We start from the raw sequence: 20,573 nt of genomic DNA on the forward strand, positions 1-20,573 counted from the left end.
TGTATTCTCTGCCGCCCTTGGCCCGGTTTGACCCCGCGCACCGCAAGGTGCACGTCAAAGTGAACCGTGCCAAGGGGGGCCCGTACGAGGGGCCCGGCAAGGTACCGTCGACATAAGGCAGCACCAGGAGCCGCTGGATTCGAGAGAGTCCAGGCGTCTCCCAGGCGAAGGGGAAGCACACCGTGGCACGCATCGGTGACGGCGGCGATCTGCTCAAGTGCTCGTTCTGCGGCAAGAGCCAGAAGCAGGTCAAGAAGCTCATCGCAGGGCCCGGTGTGTACATCTGCGACGAGTGCATCGATCTCTGCAACGAGATCATCGAGGAGGAGCTCGCCGAGACGAGCGAGGTGCGCTGGGAGGAACTCCCCAAGCCCCGCGAGATCTACGAGTTCCTGGAGGGCTACGTGGTGGGCCAGGAGCCCGCCAAGAAGGCCCTCTCGGTCGCGGTGTACAACCACTACAAGCGGGTTCAGGCCGGCGAGAACGGCGGTGCCCAGGGCCGCGACGACGCCATCGAGTTGGCGAAGTCCAACATCCTGCTGCTGGGCCCCACGGGCTCCGGCAAGACGCTCCTCGCGCAGACCCTGGCCCGCATGCTCAACGTCCCGTTCGCGATCGCCGACGCCACCGCGCTGACGGAGGCCGGCTACGTGGGCGAGGACGTGGAGAACATCCTCCTCAAGCTGATCCAGGCCGCGGACTACGACGTCAAGAAGGCCGAGACCGGGATCATCTACATCGACGAGATCGACAAGGTAGCCCGTAAGAGCGAAAATCCTTCGATCACGCGAGACGTCTCCGGCGAGGGTGTGCAGCAGGCCCTTCTCAAGATCCTCGAGGGCACCACGGCCTCCGTCCCGCCGCAGGGCGGCCGCAAGCACCCGCACCAGGAGTTCATCCAGATCGACACGACGAACGTGCTGTTCATCGTGGGCGGTGCGTTCGCCGGCCTGGAGAAGATCATCGAGTCGCGGGCGGGCGCCAAGGGCATCGGCTTCGGCGCGACGATCCGCTCCAAGCGGGAGCTGCAGTCCAAGGACCAGTTCGAGGACGTCATGCCCGAGGACCTGGTCAAGTTCGGCATGATCCCGGAGTTCATCGGCCGCCTCCCGGTCATCACCTCGGTCCACAACCTGGACCGCGAGGCCCTGCTGCAGATCCTCATCGAGCCGCGCAACGCGCTCGTCAAGCAGTACCAGCGCCTCTTCGAACTCGACGGCGTGGAGCTGGACTTCGAGCGCGAGGCCCTGGAGGCCATCGCCGACCAGGCCATCCTCCGCCAGACCGGCGCGCGAGGCCTGCGCGCCATCATGGAAGAGGTCCTCATGTCGGTGATGTACGAGGTCCCGTCCCGCAAGGACGTGGCCCGCGTCGTCATCACGGCCGACGTCGTCCACTCCAACGTCAACCCGACCCTGATCCCGCGCGACGCGCGAGGCCGGGGCGCGGGGGAGCAGAAGTCGGCGTAACCAGACGCGCCGCAGGAATGGGAGAGAACCCCGGTCGAAGTCCGACCGGGGTTCTCGCTTACCAAGAGACGCCAGCAGCGCTTGCGTAGGTGCTGCGCGACCGTGTCCTGGTTACGCGTATGGGTTGCTCGCCATGGTCGTGGAGCAGGAAGCGAGGAGATCACTTCCTTCGAAGACGCCGACCTGCACCCCGGCCTTCCCTATGCCGCTGTCATCAAGCGCCACTGTGTTGAAGACTTTGATCGTGCCGTTCCCGTCGTAGTTCTTGTGCCACGTCCAGTTGTGCACTGTGCCGTCGAACCTTTGCGTGCGAAGACGTATCCCCACGGAGTGCCCGTCGGCGTCGGTGTCCGAGACTATGAGGCTGAGGTGATCTATCGAGTCCCCGTCCCGCCATTGAAAGTCCATGTAACCGGAGGCCCTCAGTGTGAGGGACCCCGCCCCCGCATCCCCGGACCACGGACACGATCCGTGATACCGGACGCGGAGCGAACGCGGGCGACCAGGACATCCACAACCGTTCGGGGTGTCCGCAGTGACCAGTTATGGGTCCAAGACCCACTCCTGCTCACTGATTAGGAACAGTGCCCACCGTTACAGAACAAACGCGTTTCGGGACAGTGCCGGGACACCTCTAAACTGGGCCCCGTGACCGAGAATGCTCAGCAGCAGCCCACAGCGCCCAGCACCGAACTGCCGACCCAGTACGCGCCGGCCGACGTAGAGGGGCCGCTGTACGAGAGCTGGGTAGAGCGCGGTTACTTCGCGGCCGACGCCAAGAGCGACAAGCCCGCGTACACCATCGTCATCCCCCCGCCCAACGTCACCGGCTCCCTGCACCTGGGCCACGCCTTCCAGCACACGCTGATGGACGCGCTGACCCGCCGCAAGCGCATGCAGGGCTTCGAGTCGCTGTGGCTGCCCGGCATGGACCACGCCGGCATCGCCACCCAGAACAAGGTCGAGCAGCAGCTCGCCGAGGAGGGCAAGTCCCGTCACGACCTCGGCCGGGAGGAGTTCGTCGAGCGCGTCTGGCAGTGGAAGGAAGAGTACGGCGGCAGGATCCTCGGCCAGATGCGCCGGCTCGGCGACGGCGTCGACTGGGACCGCGAGCGCTTCACCATGGACGAGGGCCTCTCCAAGGCCGTCCAGACCATCTTCAAGAAGCTCTTCGACGACGAGCTGATCTACCGCGCCGAGCGCATCATCAACTGGTGCCCGCGCTGTCTGACGGCCATCTCGGACATCGAGGTGGAGTACCAGGAGGACGACGGCGAGCTGGTCTCCATCAAGTACGGCGAGGGGGACGACACGCTGGTCGTCGCCACCACGCGTGCGGAGACGATGCTCGGTGACACCGCGGTCGCCGTCCACCCGGACGACGAGCGGTACCGGCACCTCATCGGCAAGCGCATCAAGCTCCCGCTGACCGACCGTTCGATCCCCGTCGTCGCGGACACGCACGTCGACCCGGAGTTCGGCACGGGTGCCGTCAAGGTCACCCCGGCCCACGACCCGAACGACTTCGCGATCGGCCAGCGCCACGGCCTGGAGTCCATCACGGTGATGGACGAGCGGGCCGTCATCACCGTCCACGGCCCCTTCGAGGGACTCGACCGCTTCGAGGCGCGCTCCGCGATCGTCGCGGCGCTGCGCTCGCAGGGCCGGATCGTCGCCGAGAAGCGGCCGTACGTCCACAGCGTCGGCCACTGCTCGCGCTGCAAGACCACCGTCGAGCCCCGGCTGTCCATGCAGTGGTGGGTCAAGGTCGGCCCGCTGGCGCAGGCGGCGGGCGACGCGGTCCGCGACGGCCGGGTCGAGATCCACCCCGCCGACATGTCGAAGCGGTACTTCGACTGGGTCGACAACATGCACGACTGGTGCATCTCGCGCCAGTTGTGGTGGGGCCACCGGATCCCGGTCTGGTACGGCCCGGAGGGCGAGGTCGTCTGCGTCGGCCCCGACGAGGAGCCGCCCGGCACCGAGGCGGAGGGCTGGAAGCAGGACCCCGACGTCCTGGACACCTGGTTCTCCTCCGGCCTGTGGCCCTTCTCGACCCTCGGCTGGCCCGAACAGACCCCGGATCTCGAGAAGTTCTATCCGACCGACGTCCTGCTCACGGGCCACGACATCATCTTCTTCTGGGTCGCCCGGATGATGATGTTCGGCCTCTACGCCATGGACGGCGAGGTCCCCTTCAAGACCATCACCCTGACCGGTCTGGTCCGCGACAAGTTCGGCAAGAAGATGTCGAAGTCCTCGGGCACGGCCGTCGACCCGCTCGACTGGATGAACCAGTACGGCTCCGACGCCGTCCGCTTCACCCTGGCCCGCGGCGCCAACCCCGGCACCGACGTGCCGATCGGCGAGGACTGGGTCCAGGCGTCCCGGAACTTCGCCAACAAGATCTGGAACGCGACCCGCTTCGCCCTGATGAACGGCGCGACCGTCGAGGGCCCGCTCCCTGACCCGGCCGAGATGTCGGCGACGGACCGCTGGATCCTGTCCCGCCTCAACAAGACGGTCGCCGAAGTCGACGCGTTCTACGACGACTTCCAGTTCGCCAAACTGTCGGACTCCCTCTACCACTTCGCGTGGGACGAGGTCTTCGACTGGTACGTCGAGCTGTCCAAGACCACCTTCCAGGCGGGCGGCCGGGGCGCCGAGGTCTCCCGGCGCGTCCTCGGCGAGGTCCTCGACGTCACCCTGAAGCTGCTCCACCCGGTCGTCCCGTTCGTCACGGACACCCTGTGGACGACGCTGACCGGCGGCGAGTCGGTCGTGATCGCCGACTGGCCGTCCACTGTGCAGGTTCCTGGTGCCGACGCACCGGGCGGCTTCCGCGACGAGGCGGCGGAGCGGGAGATCGAGACCCTCCAGTCCGTCATCACCGAGGTCCGCCGCTTCCGTGCCGACCAGGGCCTGCAGCCCGGCCAGCGGGTCCCCGCCCGTCTCACCCTGGACGGCACGGCCCTCGCCCCGCACGAGGCGGCCATCCGCCAGCTGCTGCGCCTCCAGCCGGAGGGCGACGCCTTCGCGGCGACGGCCACCCTCCCGGTCGGCGGCGCCACGGTCGCCCTCGACCTCTCCGGCACCATCGACGTGGCGGCCGAGCGCAAGCGCCTCGCGAAGGACCTCGCCGCAGCCGAGAAGGAGAAGGCCCAGGCGACGGGCAAGCTGGGCAACGAGGCGTTCCTGGCGAAGGCCCCGGACAACGTGGTGGAGAAGATCCGGACCCGGCTCGCCAAGGCCGACGAGGACATCGCCCGTATCGAGGCCCAGCTGGACCGCCTGCCGCAGGCCTAGCCGAGCGGTCTCCGCAGGCGTGGCCGAAGCGTCCCCGCAGCGTCCGGCGGCCCCTTCCCAGGGGGCTGCCGGACGCCTGCGTCCAGAGTCCCGCCCTACAATCCAAAAGTAGGAACATGACCTTAATGTTCCGTTTTGGCTTTGTGGCGGAGGGAACGCCCACATGCAGCGCAGGGGCCGAACGAGGACACCTCCGCACCGGGGGCTGGTCCCCCTGACGGCTGTCGCGGGCGGCCTGCTCGCGGTGCTGATGGGCCTCGTCTTCCTGATGCTGGTGCTGGCGATCCAGGACGCGCGGCACTCCCTGCTCTCGGCCCGCAGCGGCCGGCCGGCCCTGGAGCAGATCGGGGTGGTCCAGGGGACCGTCTTCGACATGGAGGGCGGTCAGCGCAGCTACGTCATCACCCGCCAGGACGAGTTCCTCAAGCCCTGGGAGGCCGCCCGGACCGCGTTCCCCGGGCAGGCACAGCGGCTCGTCGACGTCAGCACGTCCCACGCCCAGCGGCAGCTCGCCGAGCAGATACAGCGGGCCGGCCAGTCCTTCGTCGACGACTACTCGGTCCCGCTCGTGGCCGAGGCCCGGCGCGGCGACCCCGACGCGAGCAGCACGGCGCGCACCCTGGAGGGCAAGCAGCGGCTCGACGCGCTCCGGAACCAGTTCTACCGCTACCTCAACGCCGAGCGCGCCTCGATCGACGAGCGCGAGGAGGCGCTGGAGGGCCGGATGCGCTCGCTGACGATCGCCGCGTCCGCCGGCGTCGGCGTGGCCGTCCTCCTGATCGTCGCCTACGGCGCCTACGTGACCCGGGTGATCGTCTGGCCGGTGCGCAGGATGGCCCGCTTCGCGACCCGGCTCGCCGCCGGAGACCTCGGCGCACGGGTGCCGCGCTCCGGGCGCCGGGAGATCGGCCAGCTGGAGACGGCGTTCAACACCATGGCCGGCTCCCTGGAGAAGAGCCACCGGCGGCTGAGGCTGCTCTACGACGCCGGCACCGCCGTCGGCAACACCCTCGACGTGGGGCGGACCGCCGACGAGCTGGTGCGGGTGGCCGTCCCCCGGTTCGCCGACTTCGTCACCGTCGACCTGGAGGAGTCCGTGCTGCAGGGCGGGGACCCGACCGCCGCCGAGACCGTCCTGCGGCGCGTGGCCCGGGGCGGCGTCCGCGACGACTCCCCGCTGGCTCCGGCCGGTGCCCTGATCGCCGTGGACCCGCCGCCGGGGGCCACCCGGCACATCCGCAGCGGGGCGAGCCTCATCGCCGATCTGCGGGTCACCCGGAGGGCGAGGTTTCCCGACGCCCGGCGCACGGAGCGGCTCCTCGACTACGGCATGAGCTCGCTGATCACCGCGCCGCTGTCGGCGCAGGGCGTGCTGATGGGGGTGATCGTCTTCTGGCGCACCCGGGACTCCCCGCCGTTCGAGAAGGACGACCTGTCCGACGCGGAGGAACTCGCCGCTAAGGCCGCGACCGCCATCGACAACGCACGGCGCTTCACCCGGGAGCGCGAGACCGCGCTGGCGCTCCAGCGCAGCCTGCTGCCGCAGGTCATGCCCGACTGCCCGAGCGTCGACTTCGCCTACCGCTACCTCCCTACCGGCACCCGCGCCGGGGTCGGCGGCGACTGGCTCGACGTGATCCCGCTGTCGGGCACCCGGGTGGCCCTGGTCGTCGGGGACGTCGTCGGCCACGGCATCCAGGCCTCCGCCACCATGGGCCGGCTGCGCACCGCGGTCCGCACCCTCGCGGACGTCGACCTGCCCCCCGACGAACTCCTCACCCACCTGGACGACCTGGTCCTGCACCTCGACGACGGTGCCGGGGAACAGGCCGGTGAGGTGGGCTCGACCTGCCTGTACGCCGTCTACGACCCCATATCGGGGCGCTGCTCCCTGGCCAGCGCGGGCCATCCGCTGCCCTTCGTGATCACTCCCCACGGGGCGGTGGAGGCGGCCCCCGGCCAGGCCGGCCCGCCGCTCGGGCTCGGCGGGCTGCCGTTCGAGACCACCGACCTGGACCTCGCCGCGGGCTCCACCCTCGCGCTGTTCAGCAACGGTCTGGTGCACTCCCGCAACCTCGACCTGAGCCACGGCCTCGAACGGCTCCGCGGCGCGCTGGCGGTGTCCGGGGAGGGCGAGTCGCTGGAGGCGGCCTGCGACCGGGTGGTGACCTCGCTGCGCACCGGCGAACCCGCCGACGACGTCACCCTGCTGCTCGCCCGCACCCGCGCCCTGCCCTGCGACCAGGTGGCCACCTGGGAGGTCCCCGCGGACCCCGAGCACGTCGCCAGGGCCCGGACCCTGACCACCGGGCAGCTCGACGCCTGGAAGCTGGACGAGCTGTCGTTCACCACCGAACTGGTGGTCAGCGAACTCGTCACGAACGCCATCCGTTACGGCGGCTCCCCGATCCAGCTGCGGCTCATCCGCGACACCACGATGCTGATCTGCGAGGTCTCCGACGGCAGCAGCACCGCCCCGCACCTGCGGCGGGCCCGGGTCTTCGACGAGGGCGGCCGGGGCCTGCTGCTGGTGGCCCAGCTCACCCGGCGGTGGGGGACCAGGCAGACCTCCGCCGGCAAGACGATCTGGTGCGAGCAGGCGCTTCCGGTGACCGACGCGACCACGCGGCCGCGGGGCTCCGTAGACTGGTGCCGTGAGTGATCTGCCTCCGCACGACCCCCATGAAAGCTTCGACGAGAGCTTCGAAGACGACTCCGACGCCTCCGACGACTTCGACGACATCGTCGCGGCAGAGACGGACCGTGATCCCGATCTCGCGGTGATCGAAGCCGGCAGCCGGACCCTGCGCACCCAGGGCGGCGGCCCGCAGCAGGCCGACGTCCCGGGCCGCCCCGAGGACCCCGAGGTCGACCGGGCCCTGCGCGAGGTGGAGGCGGAGCTCGCCACCCGCTGGGGCGAGACCAAGCTGGAGCCGTCGGTCACCAGGATCGCCGCCCTCATGGACGTGCTGGGCGAGCCCCAGCGGACGTACCCCTCGATCCACATCACCGGCACCAACGGCAAGACCTCCACCGCCCGCATGATCGAGGCCCTGCTCGGCGCCTTCCACCTCCGTACCGGCCGCTACACCAGCCCGCACGTGCAGTCGATCACCGAGCGCATCAGCCTCGACGGCGCCCCGATCTCGGCGGAGCGGTTCATCGAGACGTACAACGACATCAAGCCCTACGTCGAGATGGTCGACTCGCAGCAGGAGTACCGGCTCTCCTTCTTCGAGGTGCTCACCGGCATGGCGTACGCGGCCTTCGCGGACGCCCCGGTCGACGTCGCCGTCGTCGAGGTCGGCATGGGCGGCTCCTGGGACGCCACCAACGTCATCGACGCCGACGTCGCCGTCGTCACCCCCATCGACCTCGACCACACCGACCGGCTCGGCGGGACCACCGCGGAGATCGCCGGCGAGAAGTCCGGCATCATCAAGCAGGACGCGACGGTCATCCTGGCCCAGCAGCCGGTCGACGCGGCGCAGGTGCTCCTGAAGAAGGCCGTCGAGGTCGACGCCACCGTCGCCCGCGAGGGCCTGGAGTTCGGTGTCGTCGCCCGCCAGGTCGCCGTCGGCGGCCAGCTGCTCACCCTGCGCGGCCTCGGCGGCGAGTACGGCGAGGTCTACCTCCCGCTGCACGGCCCCTATCAGGCCCACAACGCGGCCGTCGCGCTCGCCGCGGTGGAGGCGTTCTTCGGCGTCGGCTCCCAGCGCCCGGAGTCCCTCGACATCGACACGGTCCGCAAGGCCTTCGCGGCCGTCTCCTCCCCGGGCCGCCTGGAAGTCGTACGGCGCTCGCCCACCGTCGTCCTCGACGCCGCCCACAACCCCGCCGGCGCCCGCGCCACCGCCGAGGCCGTCGGCGAGGCCTTCGACTTCAGCCGGCTGATCGGCGTGGTCGGCGCCAGCGGCGACAAGAACGTCCGGGGCCTCCTGGAGGCCTTCGAACCGATCTTCGCCGAGGTCGTGATCACCCAGAACTCCAGCCACCGCGCGATGGACGCCGACGAGCTCGCCGCGATCGCCGTCGAGGTGTTCGGCGAGGACCGCGTCCAGGTCGAGCCGCGGCTGCCCGACGCCCTGGAGGCCGCGATCACGCTCGCCGAGGAGGAGGGCGAGTTCGCCGGCGGCGGGGTGCTGGTCACCGGCTCCGTCATCACCGTGGGCGAGGCCCGACTGCTCCTCGGGAGGGGCTGACCATGCGCACGCTCTGCTCCTCCACCCTGATCGGCGAGTTCTTCGTCATCGGCTTCGCCGCCCTGGTCGCCATGAAGGACGCCGACCTGTCCGCCTCCACGGTGTGGCTGGTCAGCGGCATCGCCATGTTCCTCTGCGTGGCCCTGTGCGGGGTGATCACCCGCCCCGGCGGCGTGGCCCTCGGCTGGGCCCTGCAGATCGCCCTGGTCGCGTCGGGGATCTTCGTCCCGACGATGTACTTCCTGGGCGCGGTCTTCGCCGGCCTGTGGTGGGCGTCCGTGCACTACGGGAAGAAGATCGACGAGGCCAAGGCCCGCTTCGCGGCGCAGAGCACTCAGGACAGCCCGTCCGGCGTTTGAGGACGAGGCCGTTCAGGCCGCAGCGGGGGTCCGGGGGCGGCAGCCCCCGAAGGCGGCCGCACCGGACGCCCGCACACCGCACAACGAACGCCCAGGCCAGCCCTGTAGCCTCTCCACACCGCACACGTCAGTACCGCGAAGGAGCCCTCCCGTGACCCAGCGCACCCTCGTCCTGCTCAAGCCCGACGCCGTCCGTCGGGGCCTGACCGGCGAGATCATCAGCCGTATCGAGCGCAAGGCCGGCTGGCAGATCACCGCGCTGGAGCTGCGCACCCTGGAGCGCGCCACGCTGGAGCAGCACTACGGCGAGCACGTCGGCAAGCCGTTCTACGAGCCGCTGGTCGAGTTCATGGCCTCCGGCCCGTCCGTCGCCCTGATCGTCGAGGGCGAGCGCGTCATCGAGGGCGTCCGCGCGCTGGCCGGCCCCACCGACCCGATCGCCGCCGCGCCCGGCTCCATCCGCGGCGACTTCGGTGTGATCGTCCGCGAGAACCTGATCCACGCGTCCGACTCGGAGGAGTCCGCCGAGCGCGAGGTCAAGATCTTCTTCCCGGGCCGCGCGTAACCCTCCGGGCCCCGCACCCAGCCCTCCGGGCCCCCGCGACGGGCCCGTACGGAGTTTTGGTGGAAGTTTTTGACGAGGCGTCAGCCCGTTGAGCTGCGTGACCTGGGACGGCCGAACGTTTTCGGTCGTCCCTCGGCATATGCGTGCCGATCGGGGGAACGAGTGGCCCCGTTGGCCCGTCTCCACAAGCGAGGCGGCCTCACACGTGCTGACAATGGCGAAGACCCTCGCGCAGTGTTCGTGCAGGCGCGTCTACGATGGAAGCCTTCACGTCACAGCACCCACTTCGCCGACCTGAAATGCCCTCAAAAGCTCCCGGGAAGGCCAGACGAATCCTGATGGGGAACTCAATGTCGTTCATCGGCCGTGACATGGCTGTCGACCTCGGGACCGCCAACACGCTGGTGTACGTCAGGGGTCGCGGGATCGTACTCAACGAGCCGTCCGTTGTCGCGATCAATACGAACACCGGTGGAATTCTGGCGGTCGGCGCGGAGGCGAAGAAGATGATCGGGCGCACGCCCGGCAACATCGTCGCCGTACGCCCGTTGAAGGACGGCGTGATCGCCGACTTCGAGATCACCGAGCGGATGCTCCGCTACTTCATCCTGAAGATCCACAAGCGCCGGTACCTGGCCCGTCCGCGTGTCGTGGTGTGTGTGCCCTCCGGCATCACGGGTGTCGAGCGCCGTGCCGTCATCGAGGCGTCGTCGCAGGCCGGTGCCCGCCAGGTGCACATCATCGAGGAGCCCATGGCCGCCGCCATCGGCTCCGGCCTGCCGGTCCACGAGGCCACGGGCAACATGGTGGTGGACATCGGCGGCGGCACCACGGAGGTCGCGGTCATCTCGCTCGGCGGCATCGTCACCGCCCAGTCCATCCGCGTCGCCGGCGACGAACTGGACAACGCGATCATCCAGCACATCAAGAAGGAGTACAGCCTCCTCCTCGGTGAGCGGACGGCCGAACAGATCAAGATCACGATCGGTTCCGCGTACGAGCTCGACTCCGACGAGCACACCGAGATCCGCGGCCGGGACCTGGTGTCCGGTCTGCCGAAGACCGTGGTCATCTCGGCCGCCGAGGTCCGCAAGGCGATCGAGGAGCCCGTCAACGCCATCGTCGACGCCGTCAAGACGACGCTCGACAAGTGCCCGCCGGAGCTGTCCGGCGACATCATGGACAGGGGAATCGTTCTGACCGGCGGCGGAGCCCTGCTGCGCGGTCTGGACGAGCGGCTGCGCCGGGAGACCGGCATGCCGATCCACATCGCCGAGGACCCGCTGGACAGCGTGGCGCTCGGCTCCGGCAAGTGCGTCGAGGAGTTCGAGGCGCTCCAGCAGGTCCTGGACGCCCAGCCGCGCAGATGACGTAACTCTTCGATTCCGCCGTACGAGATGATCTCCTCTCGTGCGGCGGATCGTTGATATGGAGGCATAAGCTCACACAAAACGAGCTCCGCCCCGCCTCCCACCCCCCCACCCCCACGCTTCACCACAAGCCCCCCACGCTCCACAAGCTTTGAGAACAAGCTCCCGCAGGTTCCTATTGAGGAAGGCACGGCCGCCGCACGTGAGGGACACGAAAGAGAGCCGGCTGCTCCTGGTGCTGCTGATCGCCATCGCGTTCGCGCTGATCACGGTGGACATCCGAGGTGGCAGGAACTCCCCGGTCGACGGCGCCCGGCAGGCTGCGGCCGCGGTCTTCGGCCCGATCGAGAACGGCATGTCGACGGTGGTGGACCCGGTCGGAAACGCCGTCTCCGCCGTCCGTGACTCCGGCGAACGGCACGACCGGCTGGCCCGGCTGGAGAAGCAGAACGCGACCCTCAAGGCGAAGCTCGGCAGCGACGACCGCAACCGCAGCCGCCTGAGCCAGCTGGAGAAGATGCTCAACGTCGCCGCCGAGGGCCAGTACGGCATCAAGGGCGCCCAGGTCATCGCCATAGGGTCGGCGCAGGGCTTCTCCTGGACCGTCACCATCGACGTCGGCTACAACGACGGCATCAAGCGCGACATGACCGTCCTCAACGGCAACGGCCTGGTCGGCCGCGTCACGACCGTCGGCCCGGACGCCTCCACCGTGCTGCTCGCCAACGACCCCGACTTCACCGTCGGCACCCGCATGGAGGGCAGCGACGAACTCGGCTTCGCCTCCGGCCAGGGCGACCGCCCGCTGCGCGTCGAACTCCTCGACAGCAAGGCCGAGGTGAAGAAGGGCGACCGGCTCGTCACCTTCGGCTCCCAGGGCGACAAGCCGTTCGTGCCCGGGGTCCCGGTCGGCACGGTCTCCAGCGTGGACCCGTCCAACGGCGGCCTCACCCGCACCCTGTACGTCACGCCGTTCGTGTCCTTCACCAAGCTCGACATCGTCGGCGTGGTCGTCCAGGCGCCGAAGAAGGACCCGGGCGACGAGGTGCTCCCGGCCAAGCCGAAGCCGACCCCGACCCCGACGGTGACCGTCACGGTCACCCCGTCCGCGGACGCGAGCGCCAACGCGTCCGACACCACCGGCGAGCAGCAGTAGGAGCTGAATCCCCCATGCGTGTCAACCGGCTCCTGCTCTCCTCCGCCCTGGTCGTCGTCGCCCTGGTGATCCAGGTGAGCGTCCTCGCCCGCCTGCACCTGCCGGGCGCCGTCCCCGACCTCATGCTGCTCACCGTCCTCGGCCTGGCCATGGTGTACGGCCATGTCGGCGGCGCCCTCGTCGGCTTCGGCGCCGGACTCCTCGCCGACCTCGCGCCGCCCGCCGACCATGCCGCCGGCCGCTACGCCCTGGTGCTGTGCGTCGTCGGCTACTTCGCCGGCCTCATCAAGCCGGAGAACGGCCGCCTGAAGTCCGCGACCGGCCCGATGCTCGTCGTGGTCGCCGCCGCCATCGGCTCCACCCTGCTGTACGCGAGCGTCGGCGCCCTCGTCGGCGACACCGCCGCCCGGCACGTCGGCATGACCAGCCTGCTGATCACGGCCGCCCTGTACGACCTGCTGCTCGCCCCGTTCGTGGTCCCCGGCGTCATGGCCCTGGCCCGCCGTGCCGACAACGACCCGCTCACGGAGGCCAACTCCGGCGGCAAGGCGGGCGACATCTCCTCCGGCTGGATCTCCTCCGGCACCGGCATGCGCATCGGCGGCCAGCGCGGCGGCCTCGGCGGCCTCAAGGCCAAGGCCCGCACCCGCACCGTCCGCGTCGGCCGCATCAAGGGAGTCAAGCGCCTGTGAACACGGGGGAGTTCACCCGAACGAGTGCACGGGGGCGGAACGCGGCCTCACAGGTCCATCGTTCATCATTCGTACGCGCACGCGCCTTCGTGCAGGGAGAGGGGGAGGCAGCCCAGTGACCAACATTCCCGAGACCGGTCGGACCCCACGGGTCCAGATCCGTCTCGTCGTCATCCAGATCCTGGTGCTGTCCCTGCTCGGCACCCTCGGCGGCCGCCTGTGGTACCTGCAGATCCGCGAGGGCGCCGAGTACCAGAAGGAGGCCTCCGGCAACCACGTCCAGCAGGTCGTCGAGCCCGCCGTCCGCGGCTCGATCCTGGACGCCCGCGGAGTCCCCCTCGCGGACAACGAGACCCGCCTGGTCGTCTCCGCCTCCCGCACCGACCTGCTCAAGCAGAAGGACGACGGCAAGGCGGTCCTGACCAAGCTCGCCGGCGTCCTCGGGATGAGCCCCACGGAGGTCATGCAGAAGGTCCGCCTCTGCGACGCCAAGACCCCCCAGCCCTGCTGGAACGGCTCGCCGTACCAGCCGATCCCGATCACCGACGAGGCCACCGCCAAGCAGGCCCTGCAGATCCGCGAGCGCTCCGAGGACTTCCCCGGCATCACCGCCGAACCCGAGGCCGTCCGCCGCTACCCGGCCCCCGGCAAGTCCAACACCGCGCAGGTCCTCGGCTACCTCTCCCCGGTCACCGACGACGAGATCCAGCAGGCCAAGGACACCTCCTCCCCGTACCTGCGCTCCGACCAGGTCGGCCGCTCGGGCCTGGAGCGCGAGTACGACAAGGAGCTGCGCGGCAAGGCCGGCGTCACCCGCTACGAGGTCGACAACCTCGGCCGGGTCATCGGCAAGGCCACGTCCGACGCCGCCGAGCCCGGTTCGAACCTGGTCACCAGCATCGACTCCCGCGTCCAGCGGGTCGCCGAGTACGAGCTGGACAAGGCCATGAAGGCCGCCCGCAAGCAGTACGACAAGATCACCCAGGAGAACTACAAGGCCGACTCCGGCGCCGTCGTCGTGATGGAGGCCAAGACCGGCCGGATCGTCGCCATGGCCTCCGCCCCGACCTACGACCCGAACGTGTGGGTCGGCGGCATCTCCGCCAAGGACTACACGGCCCTCACCGGCAAGAACTCCGACTACCCGCTGCTCAACAGGGCCATACAGGGTCAGGCGGCCCCCGGTTCGACGTTCAAGGTGGTCTCCACCGCCGCCGCGGTCCAGGCCGGCTACGCCTGGGACGGCGGCTACCCCTGCACCAGCTCCTACTCGGTGGGCGGCCAGGTCTTCAAGAACTTCGAGGGCGAGAACTTCGGCGACATCTCCCTGGGCCGCGCCCTGGAGGTCTCCTGCGACACCGTCTTCTACGGCCTCGCCGACCGCGAGTGGAAGAAGGACGGCGGCATCAACCCGAAGAAGGGCGAGCCCAAGGACTGGTTCTTCAAGACCGCCCACCAGTTCGGCCTCGGCAAGGAGACCGGCGTCGACCTGCCCAACGAGGTCACCGGCCGGATCCCCGACCGCCAGTGGAAGCTCGACTACTGGAAGGCCAACAAGGACGCCTGGTGCAAGTCCGGGAAGAAGGACGGCACCTACGTCGAGAAGATCGAGTACGAGAACTGCCTCGAGGGCAACAAGATGCGCGAGGGCGACGAGATCAACTACTCCATCGGCCAGGGCGACACCCTCGTCACGCCGATCCAGGAGGCGATGATCTACAGCGCCGTCGCCAACGGCGGCACCGAGTACCAGCCGACCATCGGCAAGGCGATCGTCAGCGCCGACGGCAAGACCGTCCAGGAGATCAAGCCCAAGGCGGTGCGCAAGCTGCCCGTCAGCCAGGCCACCATCAAGGGCATGGACGAGGCCTTCGCGGGCGTCATCACCCGCGGTACGGCGGCCTGGAAGTTCGGCGGCTGGCCGCAGGACAAGATCGCCCTGCACGGCAAGACCGGTACCGCCGAGGTCTACGGCAAGCAGACCACGTCGTGGCTGGCCACCTACACCAAGGACTACACGGTCATCATGACCATCGCCCAGGCCGGTACCGGTTCCGGTGCCTCCGGCGAGGCGGTCCGCAACATCTACAGCGCGCTCTACGGCGTCACCGCGGACGGCTCCGTCGACAAGTCGAAGGCGCTGCTCTACACCCCGCAGAAGGGCCTGCCGAAGGTCCGCACGGACGGCACCATCGCCTCCCCGAAGACCTCCAAGGACCCGGCGAAGGACTTCGAGGTCTACTCCCAGCAGGGCGACAAGACCACCGACAACGGGCAGACCCCGGCCGCCACCACGGCCTCACCGTCCACGGGCAACCGCACCACCCGCAGGCGACCGCGCAAGAGGGGAAGCCGGAGGATGCTCACATGACCGGCGTCAACAGCTTCTCCGTCTCCGGATACGGCCCGGCACGGGCCGGCTGGACCCGGGCCTTCGCCCGGGACTCGCTGACCCGCCGCCTGGACTGGCCGATGCTGCTGGCGGCCCTCGCCCTGTCCCTGCTCGGCTCGCTGCTGGTCTTCTCGGCCACCCGCAACCGCACCGAGATCAACCAGGGCGACCAGTACTACTTCCTGATCCGGCACCTGATGAACACCGGCATCGGGCTCGCCCTGATGATCGGCACCGTCTGGGTCGGCCACCGCCAGCTCCGCAACGCCGTGCCGATCCTCTACGGCCTGTCCCTGATGGGCATCCTCGCGGTGCTGACCCCGCTGGGCGCCACCATCAACGGCAGCCGCAACTGGATCGTCCTGGGCGGCGGCTTCTCGCTGCAGCCCGCCGAGTTCGTGAAGATCACGATCATCCTGGGCATGGCGATGATACTGGCGGCGAGGGTCGACGCCGGTGACAAGAAGTACCCCGACCACCGCACCGTCCTGCAGTCCCTGGGCCTGGCCGCGGTCCCGATCCTGATCGTGCTGCTCATGCCCGACCTCGGCACGGTCCTGGTCATGGTGACCATCATCCTCGGCGTGCTGCTCGCTTCCGGCGCCTCGAACCGCTGGATCTTCGGCCTGCTCGCCGCGGGCGTGACCGGCTGCATCGCCATCTGGCAGCTGCACATCCTGGACGAGTACCAGATCGCCCGCTTCGCCGCCTTCGCCAACCCGAGCCTCGACCCCTCGGGCGTCGGCTACAACACCAACCAGGCCCGTATCGCGATCGGCTCCGGCGGCCTGACCGGCGCGGGCCTCTTCCACGGCTCGCAGACCACCGGCCAGTTCGTCCCCGAGCAGCAGACCGACTTCGTCTTCACGGTCGCGGGGGAGGAGCTGGGCTTCGTCGGCGCCGGCCTGATCATCGTGCTCCTCGGCGTCGTCCTGTGGCGCGCCTGCCGTATCGCCCGCGAGACGACCGAGCTGTACGGCACGATCGTCGCGGCGGGGATCGTGGCGTGGTTCGCGTTCCAGGCGTTCGAGAACATCGGCATGACCCTCGGCATCATGCCGGTCACCGGCCTGCCGCTGCCGTTCGTGTCGTACGGAGGTTCGTCGATGTTCGCGGTGTGGGTGGCGGTGGGACTGCTCCAGTCGATCAGAGTGCAGCGCCCGATGTCCGCGTAGTACCGGGGCAAAAGCTCACAGGTGGCCACATTGTTCTCCATGTGTTCACCTGTGGCTTGTTTTGCCTTTCCCTTCGATTTACCCGCTTCGGCCGCTGGTCCCTGCGGTGCTGGGCTATTAGATTCTGTTCATGGCGGATGCGAAGCGTGAAATCGAGCGCAAGTACGAATCCGATGACAGCGGCCTGCCCGACCTGACCGGCGTCGCCGGGGTGGCGAACGTCGTGGACAAGGGCACCGCCGAACTCGACGCGACCTACCACGACACCTCCGACCTGCGCCTGGCCTCGGCCAGAGTCACCCTGCGCCACCGCAGCGGAGGCAGCGACGCCGGCTGGCACCTCAAACTCCCCGTCGCCCCCGGCGTCCGGGACGAGATCCACGCCCCCCTCTCCGACACGCTCCCCGACGAACTCGCCGCCCTGGCCCGCTCCCGGGTCCGCGAGGGCCGCCTGGTCCCGGTGATCCGCCTGCGCACCACCCGCGACATCCGGCACCTCGTCGACACCGACGGCGCCCTGCTCGCCGAGGTGAGCGTGGACCGCGTCCGCGCCGACCGGCTCTTCGGCGGCAAGGGCAGGGCCCAGTGGACCGAGATCGAGGTGGAACTCGCCGACGGCGGCGACCCCGCCTTCCTCGACAAGGTCGAGAAACGGCTGGGCAAGGCGGGCGTACGGCCCTCGAAGTCCGCGTCGAAACTGGCCCGCGCCCTCGCCGAGACCAAGGGCGGCAGACCACGCCCCCCGAAGACCGGCCCCGCCTCCCCGGTCACCGCGGGCGACCACGTCATGGCCTACGTCCGCGCCCAGCGCGACGCGATCGTCGAGCTCGACCCGGCCGTCCGCCTGGACACCGAGGAGGGCGTCCACGACATGCGGGTCGCCACCCGCCGGCTGCGCAGCACCTTCCGCACCTTCGGCAAGGTCCTGGACCGCCAGGTCACCGACCCGATCGCCGACGAGCTGAAATGGCTGGCCGGCGAACTGGGCGTGGGCCGCGACCAGGAGGTCCTGGCCGAACGCCTGCTGGCGGACCTCGCCGACGTACCCCCCGCCCTCATCGACGGCCCCGTCCACGACCGCCTGCGCCACTGGGCCGAGGCGGGCGAACGCGGCTCACGCAGCCGCCTCCTCGGCGTCCTGGACTCCAAGCGCTACCTGGCGCTCCTCGACACCCTGGACGCCCTGGCCGCCGACCCGCCGCTGCTGAAGGCGGCCGCCGGCGACCCCGAGGAGGTCCTCGCCAAGGCCGTGCGAAGGGACTTCGCGAAGGTCGCCGACCTGATCGAGACGGGCATGGCCGAGCCCCCCGGCCACGACCGCGACCTCGGCCTGCACGAGGCCCGCAAGAAGGCCAAGCGCACCCGCTACGCGGCCGAGGCCGCCCGCCCCGCCCTCGGCAGGCCGGCGAAGACCCTGCTCACCTCCATGAAGACGCTCCAGACCCTGCTCGGCGAGCACCAGGACAGCGTGATGGCCCGCGAGACCCTGCGCGAGCTGTCCGCGGTGGCCCACGCGGCGGGGGAGAGCACCTTCACCTACGGGCTGCTGTACGGCCGCGAGGAACAGCGGGCGGCGGCGGTGGAGGCCGGGGCACCACAGGCCTGGGAGAGCATCACGGCCGCGACGCCGCTGTGATCCGGGCGTACGGGGGAGGCCGCCGACCGGGTTAGGCTAGATGGTCACCCTCCCCGGTCACCGGCCGGTGAGCCACCCCAGCCGCCGGCCGGGGAGTCGCCCCCAGCCACCTCACAAAGGTCCGCGAGATGCCTGCCGAAGCCGCCTCTCAGGTCGCCGAGTCCGTGTTCCCGCAGCTCGAAGCTCTGCTCCCGCATGTGCAGAAGCCGATCCAGTACGTCGGCGGAGAGCTCAACTCCACGGCCAAGCCCTGGGAGACCTGCGACGTCCGCTGGGCACTGATGTACCCGGACGCCTACGAGGTCGGCCTGCCCAACCAGGGTGTCATGATCCTCTACGAGGTCCTCAACGAGCAGGAGGGCGTCCTCGCCGAGCGCACGTACAGCGTGTGGCCGGACCTGGAGGCGCTGATGCGCGAGCACGGCGTCCCCCAGTTCACGGTGGACAGCCACCGCCCCGTGCAGGCCTTCGACGTGTTCGGCCTGTCCTTCTCCACGGAGCTGGGCTACACGAACATGCTCACGGCCCTGGACCTGGCCGGCATCCCCCTGGAGTCCAGGGACCGCACGCTCGACGACCCGATCGTCCTGGCCGGCGGCCACGCCGCCTTCAACCCGGAACCGATCGCGGACTTCATCGACGCGGCGATCATCGGCGACGGCGAGCAGGCCGTCCTCGACATGACGAGGATCATCCGCGAGTGGAAGGCGGAGGGCCGCCCCGGCGGCCGCGAGGAGGTCCTCCTCCGCCTGGCGAAGACCGGCTCCGTCTACATCCCGGCGTTCTACGACGTCGAGTACCTCCCCGACGGCCGCATCGCCCGCGTGGTCCCCAACAGGTCCGGCGTCCCGTGGCGCGTCTCCAAGCACACGGTCATGGACCTGGACGAGTGGCCGTACCCCAAGCAGCCGCTGGTTCCGCTCGCCGAGACGGTCCACGAACGCATGTCCGTCGAGATCTTCCGCGGCTGCACCCGCGGCTGCCGTTTCTGCCAGGCCGGCATGATCACCCGCCCGGTCCGCGAACGCTCGATCACCGGCATCGGCGAGATGGTCGACAAGGGCCTCAAGGCCACCGGCTTCGAGGAGGTCGGCCTCCTCTCCCTCTCCTCCGCCGACCACTCCGAGATCGGCGACATCGCCAAGGGCCTGGCCGACCGCTACACCGAGGACAAGATCGGCCTCTCCCTCCCCTCCACCCGCGTCGACGCCTTCAACATCGACCTGGCGAACGAACTGACGCGCAACGGCCGCCGCTCCGGCCTGACCTTCGCCCCCGAAGGCGGCTCGGAACGCATCCGCAAGGTCATCAACAAGATGGTCTCGGAGGACGACCTGATCCGCACGGTCTCGACGGCCTACGGCAACGGCTGGCGCCAGGTGAAGCTGTACTTCATGTGCGGCCTGCCCACCGAGACCGACGACGACGTCCTCCAGATCGCCGACATGGCGACCAAGGTCATCGCCAAGGGCCGCGAGGTCTCCCGCTCCAACGACATCCGCTGCACGGTCTCCATCGGCGGCTTCGTCCCCAAGCCCCACACCCCCTTCCAGTGGGCCCCGCAGCTCTCCGCCGAGGAGACGGACGCCCGCCTGGAGAAGCTCCGCGACAAGATCCGCGGCGACAAGAAGTACGGCCGCTCGATCGGCTTCCGCTACCACGACGGCAAGCCCGGCATCGTGGAAGGTTTGTTGTCGAGGGGCGACCGCCGCATCGGCGCCGTCATCCGCGCCGTCTACGAGGACGGCGGCCGCTTCGACGGCTGGCGCGAGCACTTCTCCTACGACCGCTGGATGGCCTGCGCCGACAAGGCCCTGGCCCCCACCGGTGTGGACGTCGACTGGTACACCACCCGCGAGCGCACCTACGAGGAGGTCCTTCCCTGGGACCACCTCGACTCGGGCCTCGACAAGGACTGGCTCTGGGAGGACTGGCAGGACGCCCTCGACGAGACAGAGGTCGAGGACTGCCGCTGGACCCCCTGCTTCGACTGCGGGGTGTGTCCGCAGATGGACACTTGGCCACAAGTAAGCAACAGCGGCAAGAAGTTGCTGCCGTTGGCGGTTAAGAACGCAGGTCAGGCGCCGTCTTCGAGCGGTCACACGCACTGAGGTGGCCGAGGCACTCGATCGGGTGGTTGAGGCGCTGGCGGGAGTGAGTGAGGAGGAGGTGGCTGCGCTGATGGTCACGGCGGGTGCTCGGCGTCCGCGTCCACAAGCGCCGTTGGCCTCCTCCCGTACGCCTTTGCCTG

The 20,573-nt window shown here is 69.6% G+C and carries 14 protein-coding genes; 13 read left to right on the forward strand and 1 reads right to left on the reverse strand.

Features of this window, described 5'->3' with window-relative positions:
- Positions 1-182: 182 nt before the first annotated feature.
- Positions 183-1,469 carry an ATP-dependent Clp protease ATP-binding subunit ClpX gene (gene clpX, locus ABZ887_RS27595; protein ID WP_093503035.1) on the forward strand — a complete coding sequence of 429 codons (1,287 nt, stop codon included), beginning with the start codon at positions 183-185 and terminating at the stop codon, positions 1,467-1,469.
- A gap of 111 nt (positions 1,470-1,580) precedes the next feature.
- On the opposite strand, the gene ABZ887_RS27600 is transcribed toward clpX, so the two are convergent.
- A complete protein-coding gene (locus ABZ887_RS27600) occupies positions 1,581-1,877 on the reverse strand; it encodes a hypothetical protein (RefSeq protein ID WP_361294629.1) in 297 nt (98 codons plus the stop codon).
- A 240-nt stretch (positions 1,878-2,117) separates the two neighbouring features.
- Here ABZ887_RS27600 and ABZ887_RS27605 point away from each other — a divergent pair, with 240 nt between their 5' ends.
- From ABZ887_RS27605 to ABZ887_RS27660, 12 genes are all read left to right on the forward strand, one after another.
- Positions 2,118-4,775, forward strand: a complete 2,658-nt coding sequence (locus ABZ887_RS27605) for a valine--tRNA ligase (protein WP_361294405.1) — start codon at positions 2,118-2,120, stop codon at positions 4,773-4,775.
- 163 nt (positions 4,776-4,938) lie between these two features.
- Complete coding sequence (locus ABZ887_RS27610; protein ID WP_361294408.1) at positions 4,939-7,437, forward strand: SpoIIE family protein phosphatase; 2,499 nt, start codon at positions 4,939-4,941, stop codon at positions 7,435-7,437.
- Between the two features lie 79 nt (positions 7,438-7,516).
- Positions 7,517-8,977, forward strand: coding sequence for a folylpolyglutamate synthase/dihydrofolate synthase family protein (locus tag ABZ887_RS27615; RefSeq protein ID WP_361294612.1), 1,461 nt, complete (start codon positions 7,517-7,519; stop codon positions 8,975-8,977).
- Positions 8,978-8,979: 2 nt separating this feature from the next.
- A complete protein-coding gene (locus ABZ887_RS27620; protein WP_361294411.1) occupies positions 8,980-9,336 on the forward strand; it encodes a DUF4233 domain-containing protein in 357 nt (118 codons plus the stop codon).
- A 151-nt stretch (positions 9,337-9,487) separates the two neighbouring features.
- Positions 9,488-9,901, forward strand: a complete 414-nt coding sequence (gene ndk, locus ABZ887_RS27625) for a nucleoside-diphosphate kinase (RefSeq protein WP_189261448.1) — start codon at positions 9,488-9,490, stop codon at positions 9,899-9,901.
- A 350-nt stretch (positions 9,902-10,251) separates the two neighbouring features.
- Positions 10,252-11,271: a rod shape-determining protein gene (locus tag ABZ887_RS27630; RefSeq protein ID WP_046734341.1), complete on the forward strand. Its 1,020-nt coding sequence runs from the start codon at positions 10,252-10,254 to the stop codon at positions 11,269-11,271.
- Positions 11,272-11,473: 202 nt separating this feature from the next.
- A complete protein-coding gene (gene mreC, locus ABZ887_RS27635; protein ID WP_361294415.1) occupies positions 11,474-12,427 on the forward strand; it encodes a rod shape-determining protein MreC in 954 nt (317 codons plus the stop codon).
- 14 nt (positions 12,428-12,441) lie between these two features.
- Complete coding sequence (mreD, locus tag ABZ887_RS27640; RefSeq protein WP_361294418.1) at positions 12,442-13,119, forward strand: rod shape-determining protein MreD; 678 nt, start codon at positions 12,442-12,444, stop codon at positions 13,117-13,119.
- Positions 13,120-13,234: 115 nt separating this feature from the next.
- Positions 13,235-15,490 (forward strand): penicillin-binding protein 2, encoded by a 2,256-nt coding sequence (mrdA, locus tag ABZ887_RS27645; RefSeq protein ID WP_361294421.1) that lies wholly within the window; start codon positions 13,235-13,237, stop codon positions 15,488-15,490.
- Complete coding sequence (gene rodA, locus ABZ887_RS27650) at positions 15,487-16,686, forward strand: rod shape-determining protein RodA (RefSeq protein ID WP_361294424.1); 1,200 nt, start codon at positions 15,487-15,489, stop codon at positions 16,684-16,686. The genes mrdA and rodA overlap by 4 nt, the downstream gene beginning before the upstream one ends.
- A 130-nt stretch (positions 16,687-16,816) precedes the next feature.
- A complete protein-coding gene (locus ABZ887_RS27655; protein WP_361294427.1) occupies positions 16,817-18,322 on the forward strand; it encodes a CYTH and CHAD domain-containing protein in 1,506 nt (501 codons plus the stop codon).
- A gap of 128 nt (positions 18,323-18,450) precedes the next feature.
- Positions 18,451-20,433 carry a TIGR03960 family B12-binding radical SAM protein gene (locus ABZ887_RS27660; protein WP_361294430.1) on the forward strand — a complete coding sequence of 661 codons (1,983 nt, stop codon included), beginning with the start codon at positions 18,451-18,453 and terminating at the stop codon, positions 20,431-20,433.
- Positions 20,434-20,573: the final 140 nt, after the last annotated feature.

This window comes from Streptomyces sp. NPDC047061 (assembly GCF_040643955.1).
GTDB lineage: Bacteria > Actinomycetota > Actinomycetes > Streptomycetales > Streptomycetaceae > Streptomyces.